At 33.6% G+C, this 23,824-nt stretch carries 12 protein-coding genes; 9 read left to right on the plus strand and 3 right to left on the minus strand.

Annotation, left to right across the window (positions count from 1 at the left end):
- The first annotated feature begins 112 nt into the window (after nt 1-112).
- Nucleotides 113-6,142, plus strand: coding sequence for a two-component regulator propeller domain-containing protein (locus ACT5E3_RS02315; protein ID WP_444996708.1), 6,030 nt, complete (start codon nt 113-115; stop codon nt 6,140-6,142).
- 43 nt (nt 6,143-6,185) lie between these two features.
- On the opposite strand, the gene ACT5E3_RS02320 is transcribed toward ACT5E3_RS02315, so the two are convergent.
- A complete protein-coding gene (locus ACT5E3_RS02320) occupies nt 6,186-6,755 on the minus strand; it encodes a gamma-glutamylcyclotransferase (RefSeq protein ID WP_444996709.1) in 570 nt (189 codons plus the stop codon).
- Between the two features lie 263 nt (nt 6,756-7,018).
- Between ACT5E3_RS02320 and ACT5E3_RS02325 the strand changes: the two genes are divergently transcribed.
- On the plus strand, nt 7,019-11,188 hold the full coding sequence (locus ACT5E3_RS02325; protein WP_444996710.1) for a two-component regulator propeller domain-containing protein: 4,170 nt from the start codon (nt 7,019-7,021) through the stop codon (nt 11,186-11,188).
- 275 nt (nt 11,189-11,463) lie between these two features.
- Nucleotides 11,464-14,652: a hypothetical protein gene (locus ACT5E3_RS02330; RefSeq protein ID WP_444996711.1), complete on the plus strand. Its 3,189-nt coding sequence runs from the start codon at nt 11,464-11,466 to the stop codon at nt 14,650-14,652.
- A gap of 234 nt (nt 14,653-14,886) precedes the next feature.
- On the opposite strand, the gene ACT5E3_RS02335 is transcribed toward ACT5E3_RS02330, so the two are convergent.
- Together ACT5E3_RS02335 and ACT5E3_RS02340 are read right to left on the minus strand one after the other, a co-directional pair.
- Nucleotides 14,887-16,101, minus strand: coding sequence for a winged helix-turn-helix domain-containing protein (locus ACT5E3_RS02335; RefSeq protein ID WP_444996712.1), 1,215 nt, complete (start codon nt 16,099-16,101; stop codon nt 14,887-14,889).
- 104 nt (nt 16,102-16,205) lie between these two features.
- Complete coding sequence (locus ACT5E3_RS02340; RefSeq protein ID WP_444996713.1) at nt 16,206-16,550, minus strand: HopJ type III effector protein; 345 nt, start codon at nt 16,548-16,550, stop codon at nt 16,206-16,208.
- A 336-nt stretch (nt 16,551-16,886) separates the two neighbouring features.
- Between ACT5E3_RS02340 and ACT5E3_RS02345 the strand changes: the two genes are divergently transcribed.
- The 6 genes from ACT5E3_RS02345 to ACT5E3_RS02370 all read left to right on the plus strand — a co-directional run bounded on the left by ACT5E3_RS02345 (nt 16,887) and on the right by ACT5E3_RS02370 (nt 23,700).
- Nucleotides 16,887-18,557 carry a methyl-accepting chemotaxis protein gene (locus ACT5E3_RS02345; RefSeq protein WP_444996714.1) on the plus strand — a complete coding sequence of 557 codons (1,671 nt, stop codon included), beginning with the start codon at nt 16,887-16,889 and terminating at the stop codon, nt 18,555-18,557.
- 1 nt (nt 18,558) lies between these two features.
- A complete protein-coding gene (locus ACT5E3_RS02350; protein ID WP_444996715.1) occupies nt 18,559-19,635 on the plus strand; it encodes a cytochrome-c peroxidase in 1,077 nt (358 codons plus the stop codon).
- Nucleotides 19,636-19,644: 9 nt separating this feature from the next.
- A complete protein-coding gene (locus tag ACT5E3_RS02355; protein WP_444996716.1) occupies nt 19,645-19,977 on the plus strand; it encodes a cupredoxin domain-containing protein in 333 nt (110 codons plus the stop codon).
- 6 nt (nt 19,978-19,983) lie between these two features.
- Entirely contained in the window at nt 19,984-20,757 is a 774-nt protein-coding gene (locus tag ACT5E3_RS02360) for a cytochrome c (protein WP_444996717.1), read from the plus strand.
- A gap of 911 nt (nt 20,758-21,668) precedes the next feature.
- Nucleotides 21,669-22,370, plus strand: coding sequence for a bactofilin family protein (locus tag ACT5E3_RS02365; RefSeq protein WP_444996718.1), 702 nt, complete (start codon nt 21,669-21,671; stop codon nt 22,368-22,370).
- A gap of 97 nt (nt 22,371-22,467) precedes the next feature.
- Entirely contained in the window at nt 22,468-23,700 is a 1,233-nt protein-coding gene (locus ACT5E3_RS02370; protein WP_444996719.1) for a class I SAM-dependent methyltransferase, read from the plus strand.
- Nucleotides 23,701-23,824 lie beyond the last annotated feature (124 nt).

The raw sequence follows: 23,824 nt of genomic DNA on the forward strand, positions 1-23,824 counted from the left end.
AATGACGGGCCTTTATATATGTAACTTTGTCTTAATGTATTTTGCAGCTAAAAAATCAAGATTTCTTTTTTTTTGTTGTCTCTTGTTAGGACTAAGTTGTTTTGCTCTACAGTTGAAAGCAAATAAGCGTTTTGAGCATTACACCATTGAAAATGGTTTGTCACAAAATACAATCGAGGCTATATATCAAGATCGCTATGGATTTATGTGGTTTGGTACTCGAAGTGGTTTGGACCGTTTTGATGGCTATCGTTTTATAAATTTTGTACCAAATCCAGATGATGTAACCACTATTTCTGATGGTTTTGTTTCTACGATACTAGAAGATGCAGATGGTTATTTATGGGTGGGGACCCGCAACGGAGGGTTAAATCGATACGATCCTGCTTCTCAAACTTTTACCCAATTTACCCATCATACAAACAGTACTAATAATATTAATAATAATAGAATTACTTCTATTATACAGGTTGCTCATGATGAGCTTTGGATTGGCACTTATGGTGGTGGGATAAATATTCTTAACACTCAAACAAATTCATTTCGATATTTAAAACATATTGAAGGAGATGCCAACAGTTTAAATCACGATATTGTTAACGCTTTAAGCCAAGATAAAGAGGGAAATATTTGGATTGGAACTTATGGCGGGGGAATATCCAAATATGTAATCAAGCAGAATATTTTTACTCATTACACCCATCAAGCTGAAGCGACTGACTCGATAAGTAGCAATAAAGTGCTTGATCTAATGCATGATTCAAATGGCCGACTTTGGATTGCCACTGAAGGCGAAGGGCTCAACCTCTATAATGCAGACTCTAATAACTTTACCATTTTTAAACATGATAGAAATAATCATCATAGTATCAGCAACAATGCTGTTACAACGATAATTGAAGATCATCATGGGCGATTATGGATAGGTACAGAAAGTGGATTGAATATTTTAGACACAAATAAACAAGTATTTACTACTTATAAAAAAGATGCACTTGATCGTTTTTCTCTCAGTGGTGACTCTATAACTGCTTTGTATCAATCTAAAGATGATGTAATTTGGATAGGCGCTTTTACAGAAGGACTTAATAAATTTAATGTACAGTCAGAACAGTTTACACATTTTAAGAAACAAGGAAATACAGAACTGAGTTTAAATGCAAATAATATCTGGGCTCTTCAAGTTGGTTCTTCAGGAGAATACTGGATAGGCACCGATGGCGGTGGATTAAACCGTTATAATCCTGAGACAGGTCGTTTTAGATTTTATAAACATGAAGAAAATAATCCGAATAGCTTATCTAGCAACAGAGTGTGGAGCATATTAGAAGATTCAGCCGATACCTTATGGGTTGGTACAAATTCTTATGGTTTAAATAAATTAAATACAAAAACAGGCGAAGTTAAGCGTTATATTCAACAAGAAAAACTCAATAAAAGTATTAGCCATAATTGGATTTTAACGCTTTTTAAAGATAGTAAAAATAACCTTTGGATTGGGACTATGGATGGTCTCAACTTATATGATAGAAAAAATGATAGTTTTATTCGTTTTTATTCGAAAGATAATAATCCCAATAGTCTTAGTCACAATAGTATTTTAAGTATTTATGAAGATAGTCAAAATTATTTATGGATAGGAACTTACGGTGGTGGGGTCAATCGGTTTGATCCGACTTCAGGTAATTTTAAACAGTTCCATTATGATAAAAATGATCCTTTTAGTTTATCTAATGAAATGGTAACCGCAATTCATGAAGATCAAAAAGGACGATTATGGTTTGCAACGCTCGGTGGTGGTATTAATTTACTAGAAAAAAATGGTAATACATTTACCCAATTTAGTGAAAAACAAGGTTTAGCAAATAATGTTGTATATGGCATATTAGAAAGCAAAGCAGGTAATTTATGGATGAGTACCAATAAAGGCATATCAAAGTTAGATACTCAAACTTATCAGTTTACTAATTATAATGTACAAGATGGTACGCAAAGTAATGAATTTAATTCAGGAGCTTATGCTAAAACCAACGATGGAAAGCTACTATTTGGTGGTATCAATGGCTTTAATGTTTTTGCTCCTGATGAGTTAGCAACAAAAAAAATAGATACTCCTGTAACGTTAACTAATATGAGAGTTTTTAATCGAGAAGTAAAAAATATATTAGATAAAGAGAAAAGTAGTAACGATGAGTTTAAATTAGAAAAAGCGATTTATATGCTAAATGAAATTGAACTGTCTTATCGTGAAAATCAATTTTCATTCGATTTTTCTAGTTTGAGATTTGTTAATTCTAAACAAATTCAATATGCCTATCAATTAGAAAACTGGAATAGTACATGGTTTTATACGAACTATTTATCAAGAAGAGCAACCTTTACTAATATACCCGCAGGAGAATACTATTTAAATATTAAGGCTGGTCGATATGGTGAATGGGATAAAAGAAGTGCACGTTTGCGAATTAAAATCAATCCGCCTCCTTGGGAAACATGGTGGGCTCAAATAATTTATTTATTTTTTATTATGATAACCATTATTTGGTTTATTAGAAGTCAACGCAAAAAAGTAATTAAAGAAAGAATTCAAGTTGAGAAAGAGCGTGAAATAAATAATAAACTAGTTAAGATGGATCGTCTCAAAGATGAGTTCTTGGCTAATACGTCACATGAGCTAAGAACTCCATTAAATGGAATTGTAGGGTTGGCTGAATCCTTAGTTGATGGTGTCAAAGGGGAACTTAATGCGGATGTTATATTCGATTTGGAAATGATGGCGAAAAGTGGTCGAAGACTCGCGCATTTAGTTAATGATATTTTAGACTTTTCTAAAATGAAAGAACATCAAGTAAAGTTACATTTAACACCTATCGATTTATATAGTTTAGTTGATGTTGTACTCAGAATTGCAAACCCATTATTATTTTCGAAGCCAATTAAATTAATTAATTTAGTCGATCCTAATTTGGTTCCTGTTGTCGCTGATGAAGATCGATTACAACAAATGTTATATAACTTGGTAGGCAATGCTATAAAGTTCACGGAACAAGGTAAAGTCACTATATCAGCAGAAGTACAAGATAATAAAAAAGTGAAAATAACAGTTAAAGATACTGGTATAGGAATATGTGAATCAGAATTGCCTTATATATTTACTTCATTTCAACAAGGTGATGGAAGCTGTGAAAGAGAGTTTGAAGGAACAGGCTTAGGCCTAGCACTAACACAAAAGTTAGCTGAATTACATAATACAACTATTGATGTTGTTTCTAAACATGGTTATGGCTCAGAATTTTCTATTCGCTTATCTATAGCAGATGAAGATTTATTAAATCATTTAGGTGTTAAAACAAAATCAGTTGATTTAACAACCGACAGTTTGATCGATAAAGCAACTGTTTCGTCAATTAGAAAGAAAGATGAACTTGTTAATGAAGAAAAAATATTAAAATATGAAAGCATAGAAAGTAATAAAGGTATGGATATAAATGAACAGTTAGATGAAACTATTGTTAATGTTAATTCAAACAACATTATTGATTCTCGAACAGCTGCTATTAATACAAGAATCTTAGTGGTTGATGATGATGCAATTAATCGGCATGTGATTCGAAACCAGCTTACAGGTCAACCTTTTGAATTATTAGATGCTGATTCAGCGAGTTCTGCTCTATCGTTGCTAGATAAAGATAAAAATATAGATTTGGTTTTATTAGATGTGATGATGCCAAAAATGTCTGGGTATGAATTATGTAGTCGTATAAGAAAAAAATACTCTATTCATGAACTACCAATTATTTTTCTAACAGCAAAAAGCCAAATTGATGATTTAGTTGAATGTTTTAGTTCTGGCGCCAATGACTATATATGTAAACCAATAGAAAGAAAAGAGCTTGTGTCTAGAGTATTGATGCATCTAGAACTATTAAGAATTAACCGAGTACTTAAACAAAAAGTATTACAAAAAAATAAAAACATTACAGCAATAGCTGATATTGGCCGCTTAATCACTGCAGGGTTTGATAAAGAAAGAACGTTATACACTGTGTATAAAAGTATAAAAGAGTTGATGCCGGTAGATATTTTTGGGGTTGGGTTATATGAAAAAAGTAAAGCAGAAATAAGATATGACTTTTGTATTTCTGGTGAAACTAGATACAAACCCTATGTTAGATATATGACAAACAAAACACAATTGCCTGTTTGGTGTGTTGAAAATAAAAAGGTAATATTTATTAATGATATTAAGAAAGAAGTGAGGGATTATATACCGGATTTCTCTTTTGCTGAAGAGGGTGAATTTGATTTAATTGATGGTAAAAGAGCTAAAACACCACATTCAATGATATATTCTCCAATTATAGCCAATGATGAAATACTTGGTGTTTTAAGCGTACAATGTTTTGAAACCGGACTTTTTAGACCCGGACATTTAAGTATTTTACAATCAATCGTTTCTTATACCGCTATTGCATTAAAAAATGCCAGTATGCATGAGCGCTTTATATCTGTAGAAAAAGAAAAATCAAAAGAAATAGAGAAGCAAAAATTACTTGCTGAAAAAGCAACAGAAAGTAAGAGCCAATTCTTAGCAACAATGAGTCATGAAATAAGAACTCCTATGAATGGGGTTATTGGTATTGTTGAACTGTTGAAAGATAGTAAGTTAAATAAAAAACAACAATATTACGTTGATGTTATACAACGTTCAGGTGAATCATTAATCGATATCATTAATGATATATTAGACTATTCAAAAATAGAAGCTAAAAAAATAGAGTTAGAGAAAATAGAGTTTTCCATTCAAGATCTCATTGAAGATTGTATTCAAACATTTCGTGCTAGCGTCAATAATAAACTGGTTGATTTGATTGGAGTCATTAGCCCTGATGTTCCACTCTATGTTAAAGGTGATGCTACTCGTTTGCGACAAATATTAATTAATCTTTTAGGAAATGCGTTTAAGTTTACTGAACAAGGAGAAATTTATCTTATGGTTTCTATTAGTTCATATACAAAGTCTTGTGAAATTATTAAGTTTGAAATAAAAGATAGTGGAATTGGAATTCCTAAAAGTTCACAAGGTAAACTCTTTAAGTTGTTTTCTCAAGCAGAGGCTGATACAAATAGAAAATATGGTGGTAGTGGGCTAGGGCTTGCCATATCTAAAAAGCTCGTAGAGTTAATGGGCGGTGAAATCGGTGTAAAGAGTAAGCTTGGTGAAGGTTCTTTATTTTGGTTTACTGCTAAGCTTCCTATAGCAACAAACAAAGTACTTAATGAAATTGATAAGCAAAATGAAAAGCTAATTAGCACCTTAAATGATAAAAAATTATTAATAGTTAGTCAAAATGAAAAGTTTGCATCGTTGATAAAATTACATTTATCTAAATGGTTGTGTGCAATAGATATTTGTACCGGTTTTTTTGAAGGTAAGCTAGATTGGAACAATTTCGAAGAGCAACTAAAAATTGCTGATATGATTTATTTAGATTCTGCCAATAATCAATTTGCTCGTATGATGATAAAAAAGGTAAGGGGGGAGTTAAATTATCAAACCCCTATTTTTTTAGGGCAGTTTGAAAAAAAGAGTATAAGTCAGTCTGAAATAAAAACATTAAAAGTTAATAAGGTTTTGATAAAACCATTGATTATTAGTCGCTTTGTACTCAATTTAGCAAAAACAGTTTCTTCTGAATTTGTATTGGATTCAAATGAAAAAAACACTTCTCTTAATCAAGGTTATACCTTTCCTTCTTTGAAAGTATTAGTCGCCGAAGACAATAAAGTAAATCAAATAGTTATTAATGGCTTATTAAAAAAACTAGATATTGAAGCAACAATTGTCGAAAATGGTAAATTAGCTGTTGAAACTTTTATTGACTCATCTAACCATTATGACTTTGTTTTTATGGATTGTCAGATGCCTGAAATGGATGGGTATCAGGCATGTAAAGAAATTAGGCGATATGAAAAAGAAAAACAACAGCCTAATGCTTATATTGTTGCTTTATCTGCCCATGCACCTGCAGAATATCAACTAAAGGCATTTGAGTCTGGTATGGATTACTATTTACATAAACCTGTTCGAATGACAGATATTATTAAGGCATTTAAATCGTTAGGTATTATTAGTGAATAATCTTTTTTAAGATTAGGAAATCTAGTTTAATTTATGAGTGAAGTTAGCTTTGTATTATATTTAAAATATATTTTTCAATTTTAAACGTATGTTCATCAATAATATTTAATTTTCGTAAAGCATTTGCTAGATTCAATACATAATCTTTATTCTCGCCACTGGGGCCTTTACTATTAATTATATGTTTTGCAATATCTTTTTCTGAAGCCGGACCTAAATAGGCTTCGTTTCCTTCTGGTGCGATATACACGAGCCCTCTTTTAATTTGATTATTTGGTAGGTTTATATCAATTTCATAACGTAAATAGCCATTTTTCTCGCGGTGATCTAAATGTTCAAAAACTTCATGACTGACCTGGTAAGCTACCCCGGAACAATTCTGATTCTGAGATGGAATAAGTGTTAATACCCTACCTGGATTTTCTATTGTTCCTCTATGATCATGGCTACCTTGCCAGAATCGACGCTCCCATCCTTGAATAGCTGCTTCTGCTTTAGCAATGTATGGAAAGTCTACTTTATAAATTAAAGAACCATACCCAAACAGCCAAATTTCTTGGTAGTTGGTGAGGTCTTGGCGTGTTTTATTGATAGTTTGGGTATCATGAATCACTAGAAATATTACCTTTCTTAAATATTGGAATGATTGAGCATTAGAAAAGTATATATTATGGTTAGTGTTATCGGCAATGCCTTAAGGAAGGTAAAAGTAAGCTGTTATACATTTACTGATGGATGGGCCTTTATTGATTCTCTATTGTAATAGCGAGCACATTCTTGCTTCATAATAACTATTAAGGTTAGAATAAAATGCTACTTGAGTTATCCATAATGCCTTTATGGTAATTTGTTGGTCAATTAATATAAGGATAAATATTGCTCTTGTTTATAGGTTTTAAAACAACGGTTTACTCTTTCATTAAGATCTTACTACTGACATTATTATTTTGTAATAGCCTGATAGTACATAGCGTAAATGATAATCCTTTTAGTTCTCCCGTATTTAAACAGTTTAAAGAAAGTGAAAAGCAGTCTCATCTAGGTATTTCAGATATTATTGAAGATGATGCGGGATTTATTTGGTTTGGTGCCATTGGTGGTCTAAATAGATATGATGGTTATGAATTTAAAAGTTATCCGGTAGGCAAAGATAACCGCTCCATTACTCATGCAAATGTCAATGCAATTACTAAAGATAAACATGGAAATATCTGGGTTGGTACCTATAAGGGTTTAAACCGATTTGATCAAAAAACGGAAACATTTAAACATTATTTTTTTGAAAAAAATAATGACAATAGTATTAATAGTAATTTTATTCGTTCTTTTCACTTAGATTCACATGGTACGCTTTGGATCGGTACTAGTCGGGGGTTAAACCGCTATAATCCAGTTGAAGATAACTTTGAAAGAATAGTGTTATCTCAGAACAATGTACCTCTTAGTATTGCGAATATCAAGGAAGATCAGTCTGGTCTATTATGGATGGTAACTCATAATTCCGGTTTAATTTCCTATGATAAGAATAAGGGGGCTGTTAATACGGTTAAAATAGATTTGCCTCATCATAGCGTTAGTGCAAATTTTATTAACTCTTTTAGTGTTGACTCAAAAAATAGAATGTGGATTGTCACTCAAGCTGGCCTGGTTGAGTATGATATTAACAATCAAAAGTTTAAATTACATTTACTCAATCAAGAAGTTTATGAAATGAATGATATTTTAATCGATTCTGATAATAACTTTTGGATAGGAGTAAATTCAAAAGGAGTGTGTAATTTTAAGTTAATAAATTATAGTTGGCATTGTTTTAAGCCGGAACTGAATCAAACTAAAATGAAAGAAGTTGTGGTTATATATAAAGATTCAAATGGAATTATCTGGCTTGGCACTAATGGAACAGGTATGGTTTATTTTAAACCAGAACATCCATTTGAAATTATACGCTTTGAACATTCACATCGTTTTATTCAAAATATTGAGCAAGATAAAAATAATGATTTATGGTTTGGTACTAACAATGGTGTGGTTAAATTAGCACAAAATAGAGAAACTCAAATATATCAACATCAAAAAAATGATTTAACAGGATTAGATTCAAATAATATTTTTAGTTTAACTAAAGATTCCAGCCAACGCTTATGGATTGCGAGTGATGATGGGTTGAATTATTATGATTACGAACAAGATCGCATTATTAATGTAAAAGTACAATTAAAGGAACAAAAACGCTCTGATTATGGCTTTTTTTACGCCTACCGAAATGAACTAGGTGATTTGTATTTACCTTCTTCAAAACATGATTTTATGGTGAAATTGCAAGCTGATCTCACGAAAAGCGAAAAAGTTTTATTTGCGAATGAAACCCCTAAGGGATTGTTATCAAGAGGGCAATTTTGTGCATTTCTTGATACAAAGAATAGACTGTGGGTTTGTGGTTTAGAATATATTGCTTATCTCAATGAAAAATCGAATAAACTGCACACAACTGATTTTACTGATAATACTGGGCGAGTATATATTGGAATAACAGAAGACTTTCAAGGTAATCTTTGGATTATTGATTACTACGGATTACATAAGCTCAATGCGCAGGGAAAAGTAATTAAGTCGCTGGATGGTTCTTTGTTTAAAGGTAGCATACTATTCTCTATTGCTAGTAACCGCCAAGATAAAAACTTATGGATTGGTAGTAATCAGGGAATATGGCAATTTAACATCGAAACGGAATCAGTCGCCCAATACACTATCAATGATGGTGTGCAAGATAATGAATTTAATCCTGCGACACATGTCGATAAAAATGGTTATATTTATATGGGGGGGGTTAAAGGAACAACGGTATTTCATCCTGATACCCTGAGTAGTGCTACGCGATTTAAACCGCGTGTGCAACTAACATCATTGCTTATTAATAATATACCTCAACCAGTTAAGCAAACTAAAGATAGCATTTTGACTCGTTCATTGAATTTTCAAAAAGAAATTGTCTTAAACTCACAGCAAAGTCAGTTATTCTCTTTAGAGTTTAGCAGCTTAGATTATTTTTCGGCAGAATCAAGCCAATTTGCCTATAAGTTAGAGGGGTATAATGACGCCTGGATTTATACTGATGCAGCAAACCGTCGAGCAGTTTATACGTCTTTACCGGCAGGCGAATATACTTTTCATGTTAAAGCTGCGAATGTTCGAGGTGTATGGAATCATGAAGCGACTCAAATTAAAATTAAAATTATTGCCCCTTGGTGGTTAACTTCTTGGGCTTATACAGCATATGCTGGATTATTTTTATTGATTGTCACGCTTTTTATTCGTTACCGAATTCATGCTGCTAATCGTCGTGCTGACCGACTAGAAGAGCAAGTTGAATTAAGGACAAGGCTTATTCAAGAACAAAGAGATCAACTTCAAGACAAAAATAGTCAGTTAGAGCAAGTTAATGAAGCAAAAAATCGATTTTTTACCAACATTTCTCATGAATTTAGAACGCCATTATCATTAGCCATTGGCCCACTAAGAGAGGTTATCTTACATAATAATATTCCAGAGCAGCAAGACAAAGAATACATTAAAACCGCATTAAAAAATAATTTGCATATGATGGATTTGTTAGGGCAAGTGCTTGATATTAATCGTTTAGAAGCAGGTGGTATGCCTATTAATATTTCTAAAATAAATTTAGTTACAAGCCTACAATATTGTATCGAACGTTTTAAGTTACAAGCAGAAAAACAATCTATTTTATTTAAGACAAAAGGACTCGAAGATAAGGGTACTATTAATGCTGATGTTTTTTTTGATGCTGAACATTTTGAAAAGATTATGCTGAACTTATTGTCAAATGCGGTTAAGTATAGTCCTACTGGCGGCTTTATTGAGGTTGGATTAGAAATAAAAAATACGGCTAAAATTTGGGTAAAAGATCAAGGTCCAGGTATTAGCTCTTCTGATCAGAAACATATTTTTGATCGTTATTACCAAGGGAAGTTTTCATCTTATACAAGCCAGCCGGGTACAGGAATTGGTTTGGCATTAGTTAAAGAATTACTTAACCTACACCACGGCAATATAACGGTAGAAAGTTTGCCTGGAGCAGGAGCCTGTTTTACAATTTTTTTGAAAACTGATTTAGAGCATTATCATTTAAATACTGAGTATGACTATTTGTTAAGTGCAGAAACAAATAGTCATTTTACTGATTTAAATGAACCCTTATTCGATGAGTTGCCAGCCTTGGATGGCTCGTCTGCTAAGTCATTAGATACAACTATAAATCATAGGAAAACACTACTCATCATTGATGATAATGCTGAATTAAGAGCATTTATTAAGAGCACATTAAAAAATATTTATAATGTTGTTGAAGCTGACAATGGAAGGGAAGGGCTTCAAGCTGTAATTGATTATTTACCTGATGTTATTGTGTCTGATGTTATGATGCCTGTGATGGATGGGTTTCAACTTGCACAAAAATTGAAAGCATCGGTAGAAACGTCACATATCCCATTAATATTACTTACTGCTAAATCAGCTAAGTCTAATGTAGTCGAAGGACTCCAACATGGCGCAGATGATTATTTAAGCAAACCTTTTGATAGTGCAGAATTGGCAGCTCGTATTGCAGCCCAAATAGCACAAAAGCAAAGACAGGCAAATGCTCTTTTTAATCAATTTCAGCAACAAGACTCTAAGCCGCAGGAAACTTTGGTAGTAGAGTTCCCTCAGCAAGTTTTAGATACAATTAATGAGCACCTAAATGAGTCTGATTTTGATGTGACTAAGCTTTGTCAATATTTGCATGTTCATCAAGCAACTCTCAATAGACGCGTTAAAAAAGTGTTTGAGTGTACACCTGTTCAATTATTGCGCAAACAACGTTTATTGGCAGGGTTAGAAATGTTACGTAGCAGTGAGGGGACTATTAGTGAAGTTGCCTATGCTTGCGGTTTTGAAAGTTTAGCGTATTTTAGTCGTTGCTTTAGCCAGGAGTTTCAACATCCACCTTCAGAATACCTAAAAATAAATGCCTCTATAGCTACCCGGTAGCTATTTATACAATTTGTACAAACATTTGTTAAAAATGTGCAAACTCTAAATTTTCTCTTTCTGTATATTCACTAGCTATTACTTGAGAGAAATGGATATTCCTCAAGTTTTTTATTCAAATGTAATGAGTTATTGAAAGTAAGTATTCACAAACGTAAAACATTTTTTCTTTAATTAACCATTTAAGATAACTTGTTAAGTGATTAATTTCAGATGTTTCAATGTTTTCATAACTCATCAAAAGGAAAATATATAGATAAACCAAGGTGTATAGTATGAGTAGAAAGAAACAATTTGATCTAAAAGGGCTATTTTTTGCCAGCTTACTAAGTGCGATTACTGCTTGTGGTGGTAGTGGAGGTGGAAATAATGTTGATCAGAATAATAATGTTGTTATTACTGATACCACACCCGACTCATTTGCTTTTGAGGTAAAAACTGGTGTTGAGCGTAGTACCGAGATAGAGTCTGCGGAGGTATTGATTAGTGGGATTGATGCTGCCGCTTCAGTTAGTATTACTGGTGGGAGCTATAGTATTGATAATGGTGAGTTTAGTGACCAAGCGAGCACCGTTAATAATAGCCAGTCTATAAAAGTAAGAGTCATATCATCTGAACTAACAACAACAACAACAACGGCTACAATTACAATTGGTGGTGTTAGTGCTGATTTTAGTGTGACGACTAACGACCCAGTACCTGATGACTTCTCTCTGTCACCCCAATCAATGGTTCAACTTAACGAAGAAGTTACTTCAGCACCTATTTCGATTACTGGAATCGATACACCTATTGCAATTAGTGTGAGTGGAGGTAGCTACCAAATTGATGGTGGAGCATTTACCGATCAAGCTGGCACCATTAGTAATAATCAGAGCGTTGTTGTTAAATCTGTTGCATCGGATCAATATTCGACAGTGACTACAGCGACCTTGACTGTTGGTACTTTGTCAGCAGACTTTACCGTTACTACCAATGAGCTCAATTACTACTACTTTGCTGGTTCAACTCCAACCAGTGGTACTGAACTATGGAAATCTGACGGTACTGAGGCTGGCACTACGATGGTCAAAGAAATTAATGTGATTGGTCACAGTGATCCCGAGCATTTTACCGAAGTGGGGACAACTGTGTTTTTTACTGCAAAAAGTTATACCAGTGGTGTAGAACTTTGGAAGTCTGATGCCAATGGGGTTGCATTAGTTAAAGATATTTATCCCGAGGGTGATAGCCACCCCAAAAATTTGGTGGCGGGAGATAATGTGCTCTACTTTACTGCCAACGATTCAACAACAAACAATAGTTTATGGAAGAGTGATGGTACTTCGTCAGGCACTATTAAAGTGACGACAGAGAGCAATGTTAGTGACCTAACTATTATGCCAGACGGTAGCCTTTATTATGTTATCTCAGATCAATTGTATCGCTATGATGGAACCAATCAAACAGTGATTTCTCCTACTCCTGCTATTAGTAGCGTTGCTCGATTAACTGCCGTAGGAAACAAGTTATACTTTTCTGCGGTTTCTTCTGCAACAGGAAATGAGCTATGGGCGTCTGATGGAACCAATGCTGGTACTCAATTAGTGAAAGATTTGAGTGCTGGTACTTCTAGTTTTTTTGGGAACTACAATAAGTTATTTAATGTTAAGGGTAAATTAGTATTTAGTGATAGTAATTACCATTCTAATCTTTACGTTTCCGATGGTACAGAGGCTGGTACCGTACAATTAATGAGTGACGATGCAACGCCAGTTGCTATTAGAGCCTATAACCATAACAATATTAGACAGGCAGATAATAGTGATGTCTATTTTATCAATTATAGTGGTTATCATATATGGCAAACTGATGGTAGTTCTGTAGGAACAAAAGAATTTGATTCATCTAATATTCTTGTTGATATTTATGAGGTTCAGCAAACCGCTGATGAAAAAACCGTTATTAGTACTCGCCGAGGGTTATGGGTTAGTTCAACATCAGAAAAGTTACGCCTAACTACAACACAAACAAGTTTTGTGACTTTAGGGGATTCTATTATTTATAAAGAAGATAATGAGTTAAAACTATCTGATGGCTTAATGGTTGGTGAAAGTTTTAAAACATTACAGGATGATCGTTATTTAAAATTATATAACGGAACTAACCAAGTTTATCTTTCTTATGATAATAAAGACGGAAAAGGAAGAGAACCTTGGGTGACAGATGGTTCTGATGTAGGCACAAAACTATTATTAGATATAAATGATGTCCCTAGCGGTAGCAGCAACCCTTATGAATCAATTGTGTTTAAAGATGCGGTTTATTTTACTGCTGAAGATGGTATAGATGGGTACATTTTATGGAAAACGGATGGTACAGATGAAGGAACTCAGAGAGTCACCCCCGAAGGAGTGAGTAATGTTTATCATTTAACAGAATCCAATGGTCGACTATATTTTTCAGCAAGAGACACCGCTCATGGTAATGAATTGTGGGTTAGTGATGGTGACTTAGAAAATACCCAGTTATTTTACGACCTTGAACCTGGAGAAAGAAGCAGTGGTATTAATTTTATCCAGGATTTTAATGATGTACTTTATTTTTCGGCGAATAGCTACGACTTATTATTAAAAACTACTGGTACAGTTGATTCTGTTTCTATTGCAGGTTTTGTCTCTCCTGAAAGTAATCAATCTTATATTATTGGTAATAAAATGTTTTTTTCTGCCACTGTAAGTGATGATAAAAAAATTAGTCAAAAAGCTCTTGATGGTTATGAATTATGGGTAACTGATGGAACGCCTTCTGGTACTCATGTTGTTAAAGATATTAACCCTGACGGAAGTGGAATTTATCGTCACAACTTGGTTGCTACTACTCTTGGAAACATACTCTATTTTATTGCGGATGATGGTGTCAATGGTTATGAATTATGGAAAACAGATGGTACAGAAGAAAATACCCAAATGGTTATTGATTTTAACGGTACTGAAGATGGAATGAGTAATAATAATTCTCGGTTGATTACTTGGAATAATAGCATTTACTTTAATGTATATAATGAGTTTGAAGAATTTGAGCTGTGGAAAAGCGATGGTACTACTGAAGGTACAGTGCAAGTAACTAACTTCGGTTCAATTGGTGGCGTTGATTTATATTCTTATGCCGTTTTTGATAACCACATATATTTCCCAGCTTATACCGAAAATGAAGGTAGTGAATTATGGAAAACGGATGGTACGAGTGCAGGAACGATAATGGTTAAAGATATTGAACCTGGTGAAGAAGATTCGTCTCCTGATGGACTTTATGTATTTAACAATATCTTATTTTTTAATGCGAGAGATGAAGTACATGGTAGAGAGCTTTGGAAGTCCGATGGAACTGAGGCCGGAACTATTTTAGTTAAAGATGTTAATGAAGGTGTTGAAAGTGGTAGCTATTGTATTGGTTTATTTGGTTGTAACTTTGATAATGATTGATTTTCTAAGTAAAGACTGTGATTAAACTAATTAATAAAGTATAAATAAACTGTTTTACTTTTAATTAAAAAGGAAACAATTATTGAATACTAAGTTGTTATAAAATTTTTGTTACTTTTTTACTACTTGTGTAATTTATATAAGCTTTTGTGAGGTCTCAATAATTGCTGTTTGCCGATTATTGAGACTGAATTTCTAGGATTAAAAGAGCATTTAGCTCTTTTAACTGAACAGTTACCCTAGCGCTTTTAATTTTTTTTGTAAGTATTGAGTTAGGCGTTTAGGATAAGCGCTATTCAAAGAGATTGATTGACATTTTTGAAAATCTGCAAATAGTGTAATAGCATCAATAAAAGCGCTAATTACTTTATCTTCCTCAAGATCATTTTTCTCTAGGTAGAGTGATTTAATTTCTAAATGACTATTTTTGCGGTGAGTCTTACAGTCCATTCTTCCAACAAACTCATCACGAAAAAGTAATGGCAGGCAAAAATACCCGTACTGACGTTTGGTTGCAGGTAGATAACACTCAAGTTGATAGTCAAAATGAAACAGTGTTTTGAGTCGTTCACGTTGTATAACACTGTTATCAAAAGGAGAAATAATCAGCAGGCGGTTATTTTGACGAGGAAGTGAACGTTCAAATGCCCCCGCTTCTAATATAAATATATCACTATTATTTAATTTTATTTGTTCTAAACTACGTTGTTCTAAGCCTTCGTTTATTAAGCTTTTTACTGTATTACGGAGTTCGGTATTTCGACGTTGGTAAGTTAATCCTTTAAGTGAAATGAGTCCATGTGAACGTAACTGCTGAGTAATAATATGTGTAGCAAGTTCTTCTATATTAGGCATTTGGGTATTAATATGATTGGGTAATACTCGCTCTGTAAGATCATAGGTTTTTTGAAAACCTTCTCGACTGCTTATCATTAGCTCACCTTCCATGTACAATTGTTCCAACGCTCTTTTAGCAGGCTTCCAGTCCCACCAACCTGCTCGTTTGGAGGAAATATTTTTGATATCACGAGAACGTAAGGGACCATCTGAGCGTATACGAGCTAATAGCTCATTCATTAGTTTTTTATCGGGATTTTTATACCAATGAGTTTGACCATTTTTAATTGCATGTTTGTAGGGTAAAGAAAAACGAAAATCGTTAATCGGTATAAAAGATGCTGCATGTGTCCAATATTCAAAGATTTTTTTATCAAGCAGCATTTGGTTAGTCATACTTGGCTCAAATTGAGGTACTCTGCAATGTAATACATGATGGTGGGCTCTCTCTATGACTGATATGGTATCAATTTGCACATATCCTATATGATTAATAGCATTAACTGCCCCCGCCAAACCACGTCCGTAAGGTTGAGTTTGCAATAACCCCTGAGAGCCTAAAGCTAAGCGGCGTAAGCGAGCTAGATCTTTGCGATGTTTTATTTCAATCATCTATCTTGTTTAAACATTTAGTGAATTATAAGAGTATTGTTAACTGAAAACTCAAACATTTTTCTTCATTATTAAAAAGCAAAAAATACCTGATGTATAATTATCTATTTCAGCGCTAAAGCCTCGCCTTCAAATTGAATACCTGTCCAACCAGTTTTCATAAAATTTCTGATGTTTTTATGATCTTCCCCCTGAGGGTTTTCCAATACATCTTCTCGATAATAGTGACCAAAACAGGCAAGTGTTTGTTGTTGGTTTAATTTATTTAAATCTGCAAAATAAAATATTTTACAAGAACCTTCATTAGTGCCCATTTCGTTTTTTAATGCGCCATTTTGAAAGCTTGTCGGGGTGTAATCATAATATGTATCAATGCATTGAATGATATCAATAAAATTTATATCGTTAGGTGTTGTCTTAATTTGTTTGATTAATTGGTTTAAATTCATAGCCCTTCGCTTATTATGACAAAAAACAGGAATAATACTCGAATAATAAAGTGATTGAAAAGCTCTTATTTTATGAAGAACATCTGAAAGCGATACTAATTTAATGCGCTAGTCATCATTTACAACATAAAATATCTTTATTTATAGATATTTGTGATGTGAAGGTTTCATCCATATCTTTAATTAAGAGCAATAGATAAACTGGCAAACCCGCTTAGATAGTCTAGAATCAGATTTAATAGGCTAAATTTTGGGCATATAGACATTGAACGGCATGTTTAGATACTCAGTTTAAGTTTTTGTGGCCGAAATAGATGGTTATTATTAGGTTATTCAATGTCGATTGCGGAATTAAATCGTAAGTTATCATGGCGTATCAAGTTAGGTATTATTGCATTACTACCTATACTGACGGCTTTGTATTTATGGATTGCATTTAGTCATTCCCTTTCGCAACAGAATTCTGTTATGCAAGAAAGACTACTTGAATCAGGAAAACGTCAATCTGCTGCTGCAATTAATCTGATTTCTATTCTGGAAATGCAATATCTGCTACAAGCATTGATCTCAGCTGAAGACAAAACTGATATCCGTAAATTTGCTATAGCATCACTCAAAGCTTCGTCTATTCTTGAAGAATATGTTCAAAAATTATCTGAAACAATGCCGAATAATATAAGTGTTAAACAGCTTGAAAAAAAATTAGCAGACTTAAAACCTTTTCAGCTAAAAATTATCGGACATGCTAAACGCAATAGAGATGATAAAGCGTTAAAAGTATTTAAAATAATAGAAAGTCGATTTCGTGATATTGTTAATCAGGCGCAAGCTCTACTTGAAAGTGAGCAAAGATCACTCGAAATTCTGGCATTAGAAAATAAAAAACGAGGGAACTATATTATTATTCAACATGGCGCTAAACTTGCGATAGCGATAATTATAGTTAGTGTCATTGCATTTTCATTTAGTAGTCAATTATTAAAAAATATCCATAATATTAGTGCTGCGATTAGAGAGTTTGCGGAAGGAAACTTATCCCCACCCATTCCTAAAAAAAATTCTGGAGAACTTAGTCTTATTTCTACCGATCTTCATATTGCAAGTAATAGTATTAGAAAAATGGTAAAGGGCATAAGACAAGAAGCTAACTTTCTACTTGAGAGGGCAGAAAAATTGGCAGATAACGCTTCAGTATCATCAGGTTCAAGCGAAAAACTTTTAACAGACACCAATCAAATGACATCTCAGATCCTAGAAGTTGAAAGCTCTGCTCAACAGGCAAGAGATATTGTTGCCAAAGGAGTTGAGGCCACTAAACAAGCACAAGGAGCGAGTTGTAAGGCGAGTGAGTCTTTGCAAATTAGTATCGATAATTTTTCTTACTTGTGTGATGAAATGAGTACTTTAGAAAAAGAAGTTGGTGATCTGGCTAAAGCATCAAGTGATATTGAAATAATCACTGGCAGTATTCAATCAATATCAGAACAAACTAATTTACTCGCTCTCAATGCTGCTATTGAAGCCGCTAGGGCTGGTGAGCAAGGTAGAGGTTTTGCTGTTGTTGCAGATGAAGTTAGGAGTTTAGCTCATCGCTCTAGCAAGGCCACAGAAGAAGTTTCGGAAATTACACAGAAAATGAATATCTTAGTTAGCAAAACTGTTGATAAGTTATCAAGTGCAAAAGAGCTAATGGAAAATAGTATTAACGCAATGAACGATACTCAGAGTAACTCTCAACTCAGTCATGATAAAGCGGTTGATTGCGATAAAACTTTACAAGACGCTATGGCATCAAATGATTTTCAAGTGCACGCATTGGCTGATGTTAATCAAGTTGCAGTACAATTTGTTAATACAGTAAAAGAATCAACCGAACGCTCAAGAAATTTATTTGAAATGTCAGATGACTTACAAGGAATTGCTCAAAAGATGAATGTTCATATAGCCCAGTTTAACAACTTAACTAATAGTCAATCTTTATCACTCATACCAAATCAAGAGGAATAACATGCCAAAACATAGTGAACAACCTTTCCAAGCAAAAATTTTGTTTGTTATAACTAGCATAGTTTTATTCTTAGTATTAGCTAAACCAGTTAATTCAACCAACTTAATCTTTGAAGCCGGACATGACTCTCTTAAGAATTGGTTAATGCCGAAAAAAGTTCCACATACTAAAGGTAATGAACCAACAGCATTGAGAATTGAATTGGGAAAGAAGTTATTTTTTGATCCCCGGCTTAGTAAAGATCAAAACATGTCTTGTGCTTCTTGTCACAATCCCATGTTTGGATGGTCTGATGGATTGACAACGGCAAAAGGGTTTAAAAGTAAAACCCTAGGCCGAGCAAGCCCTACTATTATAAACACCGCTTTTCAAACGTTACAAATGTGGGATGGCCGTAAAAAAAATCTTGAAGAACAAGCTTTAGGTCCGATGGTGTCACCTGACGAAATGAATATTGGTATTGAAGGAGCTGTTAACTTTATTCAGAACAATCAACAATACGTTAAACTTTTCAATCAAGCTTATCCTAATGAACCTGTTAACGAAAAAACTTTAGCGAAAGCGATTGCTAATTTTGAAAGTACTATTATTAGTAATAACTCTCCATTCGATCGTTGGGTTAAAGGTGATAAAAAAGCAATGACAGCCCAACAAATTAATGGATTTAAACTTTTTGTCGATCCCAATAAAGGCAACTGTGAAGTTTGCCATTCTGCACCTAATTTTACTGATAATGGGTTTAACAATGTTGGGCTAGCCTCTTATGGAAAAGAAAAACCTGATCTTGGACGTTACGCAATTAAACCTATCCGTATTTTAAAAGGCGCCTTTAAAACGCCCACGTTAAGAGAAGTTGTACATACCGCTCCATATTTTCATGATGGTTCAGCTAAAACATTAGAAGAAGTGGTCGCGCATTATGTTACTGGCGGCGTTGTTAAAAAAGATATTAGCCCTAATATGAAGCCGCTTTCATTAACGGCTAAAGAACAAGCAGATATAGTTGCATTTATGCATGCGCTTTCAACGCCAGCTAAAGAGTTTACGTTACCCACTTTACCGAAAACAGAATTTTAGGAGAAAATAATGAAACAGAGAAATCAATTTTTCCGATTGTTGATAGGTTCATTTCTTTTATTTTTTATGCCATTACTTGGAGCAGAAAGTTATAAAGTAGGCCAAAAAAATAAAGCTTTTACTCAAAAAAAACTGGAGATTAAAAAAGGAGATACGGTTGAATTTATCAATGAAGATCCTTTCTTTCATAATGTATTTAGCCTATCTGATGCAAAACTATTCGACTTAGGATCATTTCCTAAGGGCGAATCAAGAAAAGTAACATTTGAGGCTGTTGGCGAAGTTGAAGTTGAGTGTGCTATTCATCCTGATATGCTTATGGTTATTCAAGTTAAAGAATAAAGTTTAATGATGCGACTTAATCAATTAATTTTACTCGGGTTGAAACTGTTAGAAACGAATAGTGTTTTTTATGCAATCGTATTATCACTTGCCTGGAACTTAGCCATTATTTCGTCAAGTACTTCTGAAAAGCAACAACAAAAAGAGATTACAAGTGCTCAAAATACAGGAGAGTTTATTGTTGGTGCTCAGATCTTTAGTCAATATTGTACGTTATGTCATGGAATGAAAGGCATGGGGGAAGGAATATTAGCGCTGAAAGTGAGCGACTATCCTAATACTAATCTTTTTGTTCACAGTGAGGAGAAAACTCAAGAACAAGTTCAAAAAGTTATTCATTTTGGGAAAAAAAGTAATGGAAAAAACTTGTTTATGCCGCCTTTTAAGGAGGAACTCACTCAGCTTGAAATTGCTGCAGTTTCGAAGTTTATTCTTTTCTTAAGAAACAAACCTGTCATTGCACAGCAACTCATAAAAGAACAAAAACAATCTAATTCTGAGAGCTTGGGAGTTAAACAAGGTAAAGATATTTATATGATACGTTGCACTCTATGTCATGGTAAGTCAGGTGAAGGTGACGGACGCATGTCAAAACTATTAAAATCTCCACCACCTTTTGATCTAACTGCAAGTCGATTACCTGATGAATATCTACAAAAAATAATTAAAGGCGGTGGAGAAGCCGTTGGTCGTTCAAAGCATATGCCACCTTGGGGAGATCAATTAAGTCAGCAAGAAGTTGATGCTGTTATTGATTATATTAAAACCATTAGAGACTAGTGTTTTAATAGAAAAAGCTGTGCGAACAAATATCTATTTTCGTCTTGAAAGGTAGATTATGGAATGAATAGTATATTAAAATTTGGGTAAATATAAATCCACCATACATAATTAATCTGTTCTTAGGCTAATTAAAGAGTCGGTGCGAACATACCGAGCACTGAATGTTGTTTTCAATCCATAGCTTATTTTCAATATCAAAATAAATATGTTTCTGTATATTCTAAATATTAGTTGATGCTAACTTTTTTTGAGCAGACTTGTAAACCTTCCTTATCTGTTTGTGGACGTGTCGAGTTTAAACCATAAATACAGATAACTGAAAGAGAGTTTGGAAAATTACTATAGTTTGCAAGATGCGATATTCATATAAAAATCTTTATGTTTCTTTTGTACAATATAATAGATTTCAGTTGAAGCGACTCCTAGCGAATTTTTATCTATTTTTCTCATTGATTAATCACCCGATTTATTTGAATAAAGTTAGTTTTTTAAGCAATACTTTATCCCTAAGTTATTTAGGGGTTTAACTGGTTACTTTAGTGGCCTTTTAAGATATCAAAGTAACATAAAATATTTGAGTCTAATATTCTTATCCTACAGTAAATTATTTATCCTATATTGAGATTTTGTTTTTTGTTACTTGAAATGTTTATGTCAAAAAAGGTGAATAAAATAGATACTTTATCTGTTGACATTTTTACTGCAATTTATAAGTAAAATTCATTTTGTGAGCAACATCACGCCGAAGAAAATAAATCAAACAAATAGTTGTATTGTGACTTAAAACATTGAAAAATGACCGCCTATATGAAACAGCTATTTTTTAGAAAAGGGATTTCGTGATTTTCCCACGCTGATCTCTTTGATGTGTCTGATAAACTTTAGTAAGTATTTAATTTGGAGTAAAAATGAACGATACAATATTGGGAAGTAAAAACGAATCTGGTTCTGCCTCAGCCTCAAGTGTTGAGAGCAAACCTTTTTTTTCAAGTACTAAAGAAGAGAAACCTAAGCAATATCCTCAAACGAATGAAATTCAATCTGAATTAGTGAAAGAGCAATCAGTAATTGGAAAAAACATTAAGTTTCGTGGCGAATTAATTGGCACTGAAAATCTTCATATTGAAGGTACTGTTGAAGGTACAGTTATAATGGAAGGGCAAAATTTGTCTATCGGAAGAGAAGGTGTTTTGAATGCTAACATACATGCACAAAACTTGGTGATCAATGGTTCTCTGACAGGTGATGTACTAGCTGATGAACTTATTGAAATCCGTAAAACGGCTGTTGTCAAAGGTAGCCTGATTGCTCCTCGAATTCAATTAGATGACGGTGGTAAATTTAGAGGTTCTATGGATATGATTGATACCGAGGAAGAAAAGAAGCAGCGTCATGAAGAGTTCAAACAAAAATTGATCCACCCAGACTTACCTTCAAATGATGGTAGTGTTAAAGCTGAACCAGTTAAGTCAGAAAAAGAAAAATCAGAAAGTGATACTAAAGTGGAAAATCCTACAAAAGTAGAAGCGAGCTCTGACAAAAGTAGTTCCAACTCATCACAGGATTCACGCAAAGACTATGATAAAAAGAAAAGTCATTTTAAGAAATAGTTTTCTTTTTAAGATTCCCCAAAAATCTCAAGCCCCACTATTTTTTCAAGAAGTGAGCGAGAGCTTACTTCTTGCCTTTTGATTTAGAGAGAGTTTAATGATAGTTCACCACTCGCTTGCGTTGGCGACTGTGATTAATGAAATGGTCTCAGAAAACAACGTAATTTTGGATCTTGGTTCAATGTCAACTGGTTCTACTGGGGCTTTTCTTGATTTGAAGTGTACTTGTTATGTTGAAGATTTAAACGAGTACCTGGAAGAGCTTGAGTTGTACGGGGGAGATCCATGTCAACGGCTTGAAGAACATCTTGTTAGAAAACCGGAAGGGCTAAAATTTGATTTTGTGCTGTGTTGGGATATTTTAAACTATCTATCTACGGATGTTTTGGAATATCTGATGAAGCTACTCAGTCCGCATTTTAGAGAAGGAACTATTTTGCATACCATGCGATATGTTGGTGCAACAATGCCAAAACGGCCTGGTAATTTTAAAATATTAAGCGACTTTAATTTTCATATGGAACACGACCCCTCAGTTTCACGAGTCCCTACGAATCAGCTATCAATGGTCAAATTGCTCAAACATATGGGCACTTTTACTATGCGTAAAACCATGATGAATAAAGAGCGTATGCAGAGCGATGTGACTGAGCATTTATTAGAGTATGGTTTTGCTGCTTTTGCGAAAAATCTTAAGCGGGATACTCAATCGAGCTCTCGATCTTACATGAGTGAAGTGGTGGCTTATGACAATATCAGTATGCCTGGAATTTCTAAAGTTTTGCAACGTACAATAAAACGTCCTCAAAATACTATTTTAGAAGCGGGTAAAAAAAATGGACGCAGGATGAATTTTTTAAGTGCTATGACAGATAATTTTTATGTTGAAGATGTTTTTTCTTTGATGACTTGGCATAAAAAAATTGCGATTAATAGTACTACTTCATTTAGTGAAAATACTTTGTTATTTGCTCGAGATGTTTCTTTTGATTTAGTTTTACTGTGGGATCTTTTTAATTTTTTACAAATAGAGCAAATTGAGAAGCTGTTACAATTATTGGAAAGGCATTTGGCTCCTGGTTCTTATGTTCATTGTATATTATTCAAAAATGATGGGGCACCTGACTCTCCTGCAGTTTTTGAGATTAATGATGACTTAAGTGTATCTGTTAAAGGTGATGTGTGTGGAAAGCAAGTACGATCTATTTCAAATACCGCGCAGCTCATGATGTTAATGTCTCGGTTTAAAATGGAAAGTACTCATTTTGGGTGTATAGGTAAAAAGGAAAACTATCTTGAATTTATTTTTGAGTTTAAAGGTAGTTGGTAGAGACTATATTATATTGGCTATATAAAGAATTCTGTTGTGTTAGCTAGCAGCACAACAGAGTCGTTGAAGTTTCTTATTTTTCAAAAAATATTTTTAATATGTTAACTGTAATATTATTAAATTC

The sequence above is a fragment of the Aliikangiella litoralis genome (assembly GCF_052495765.1).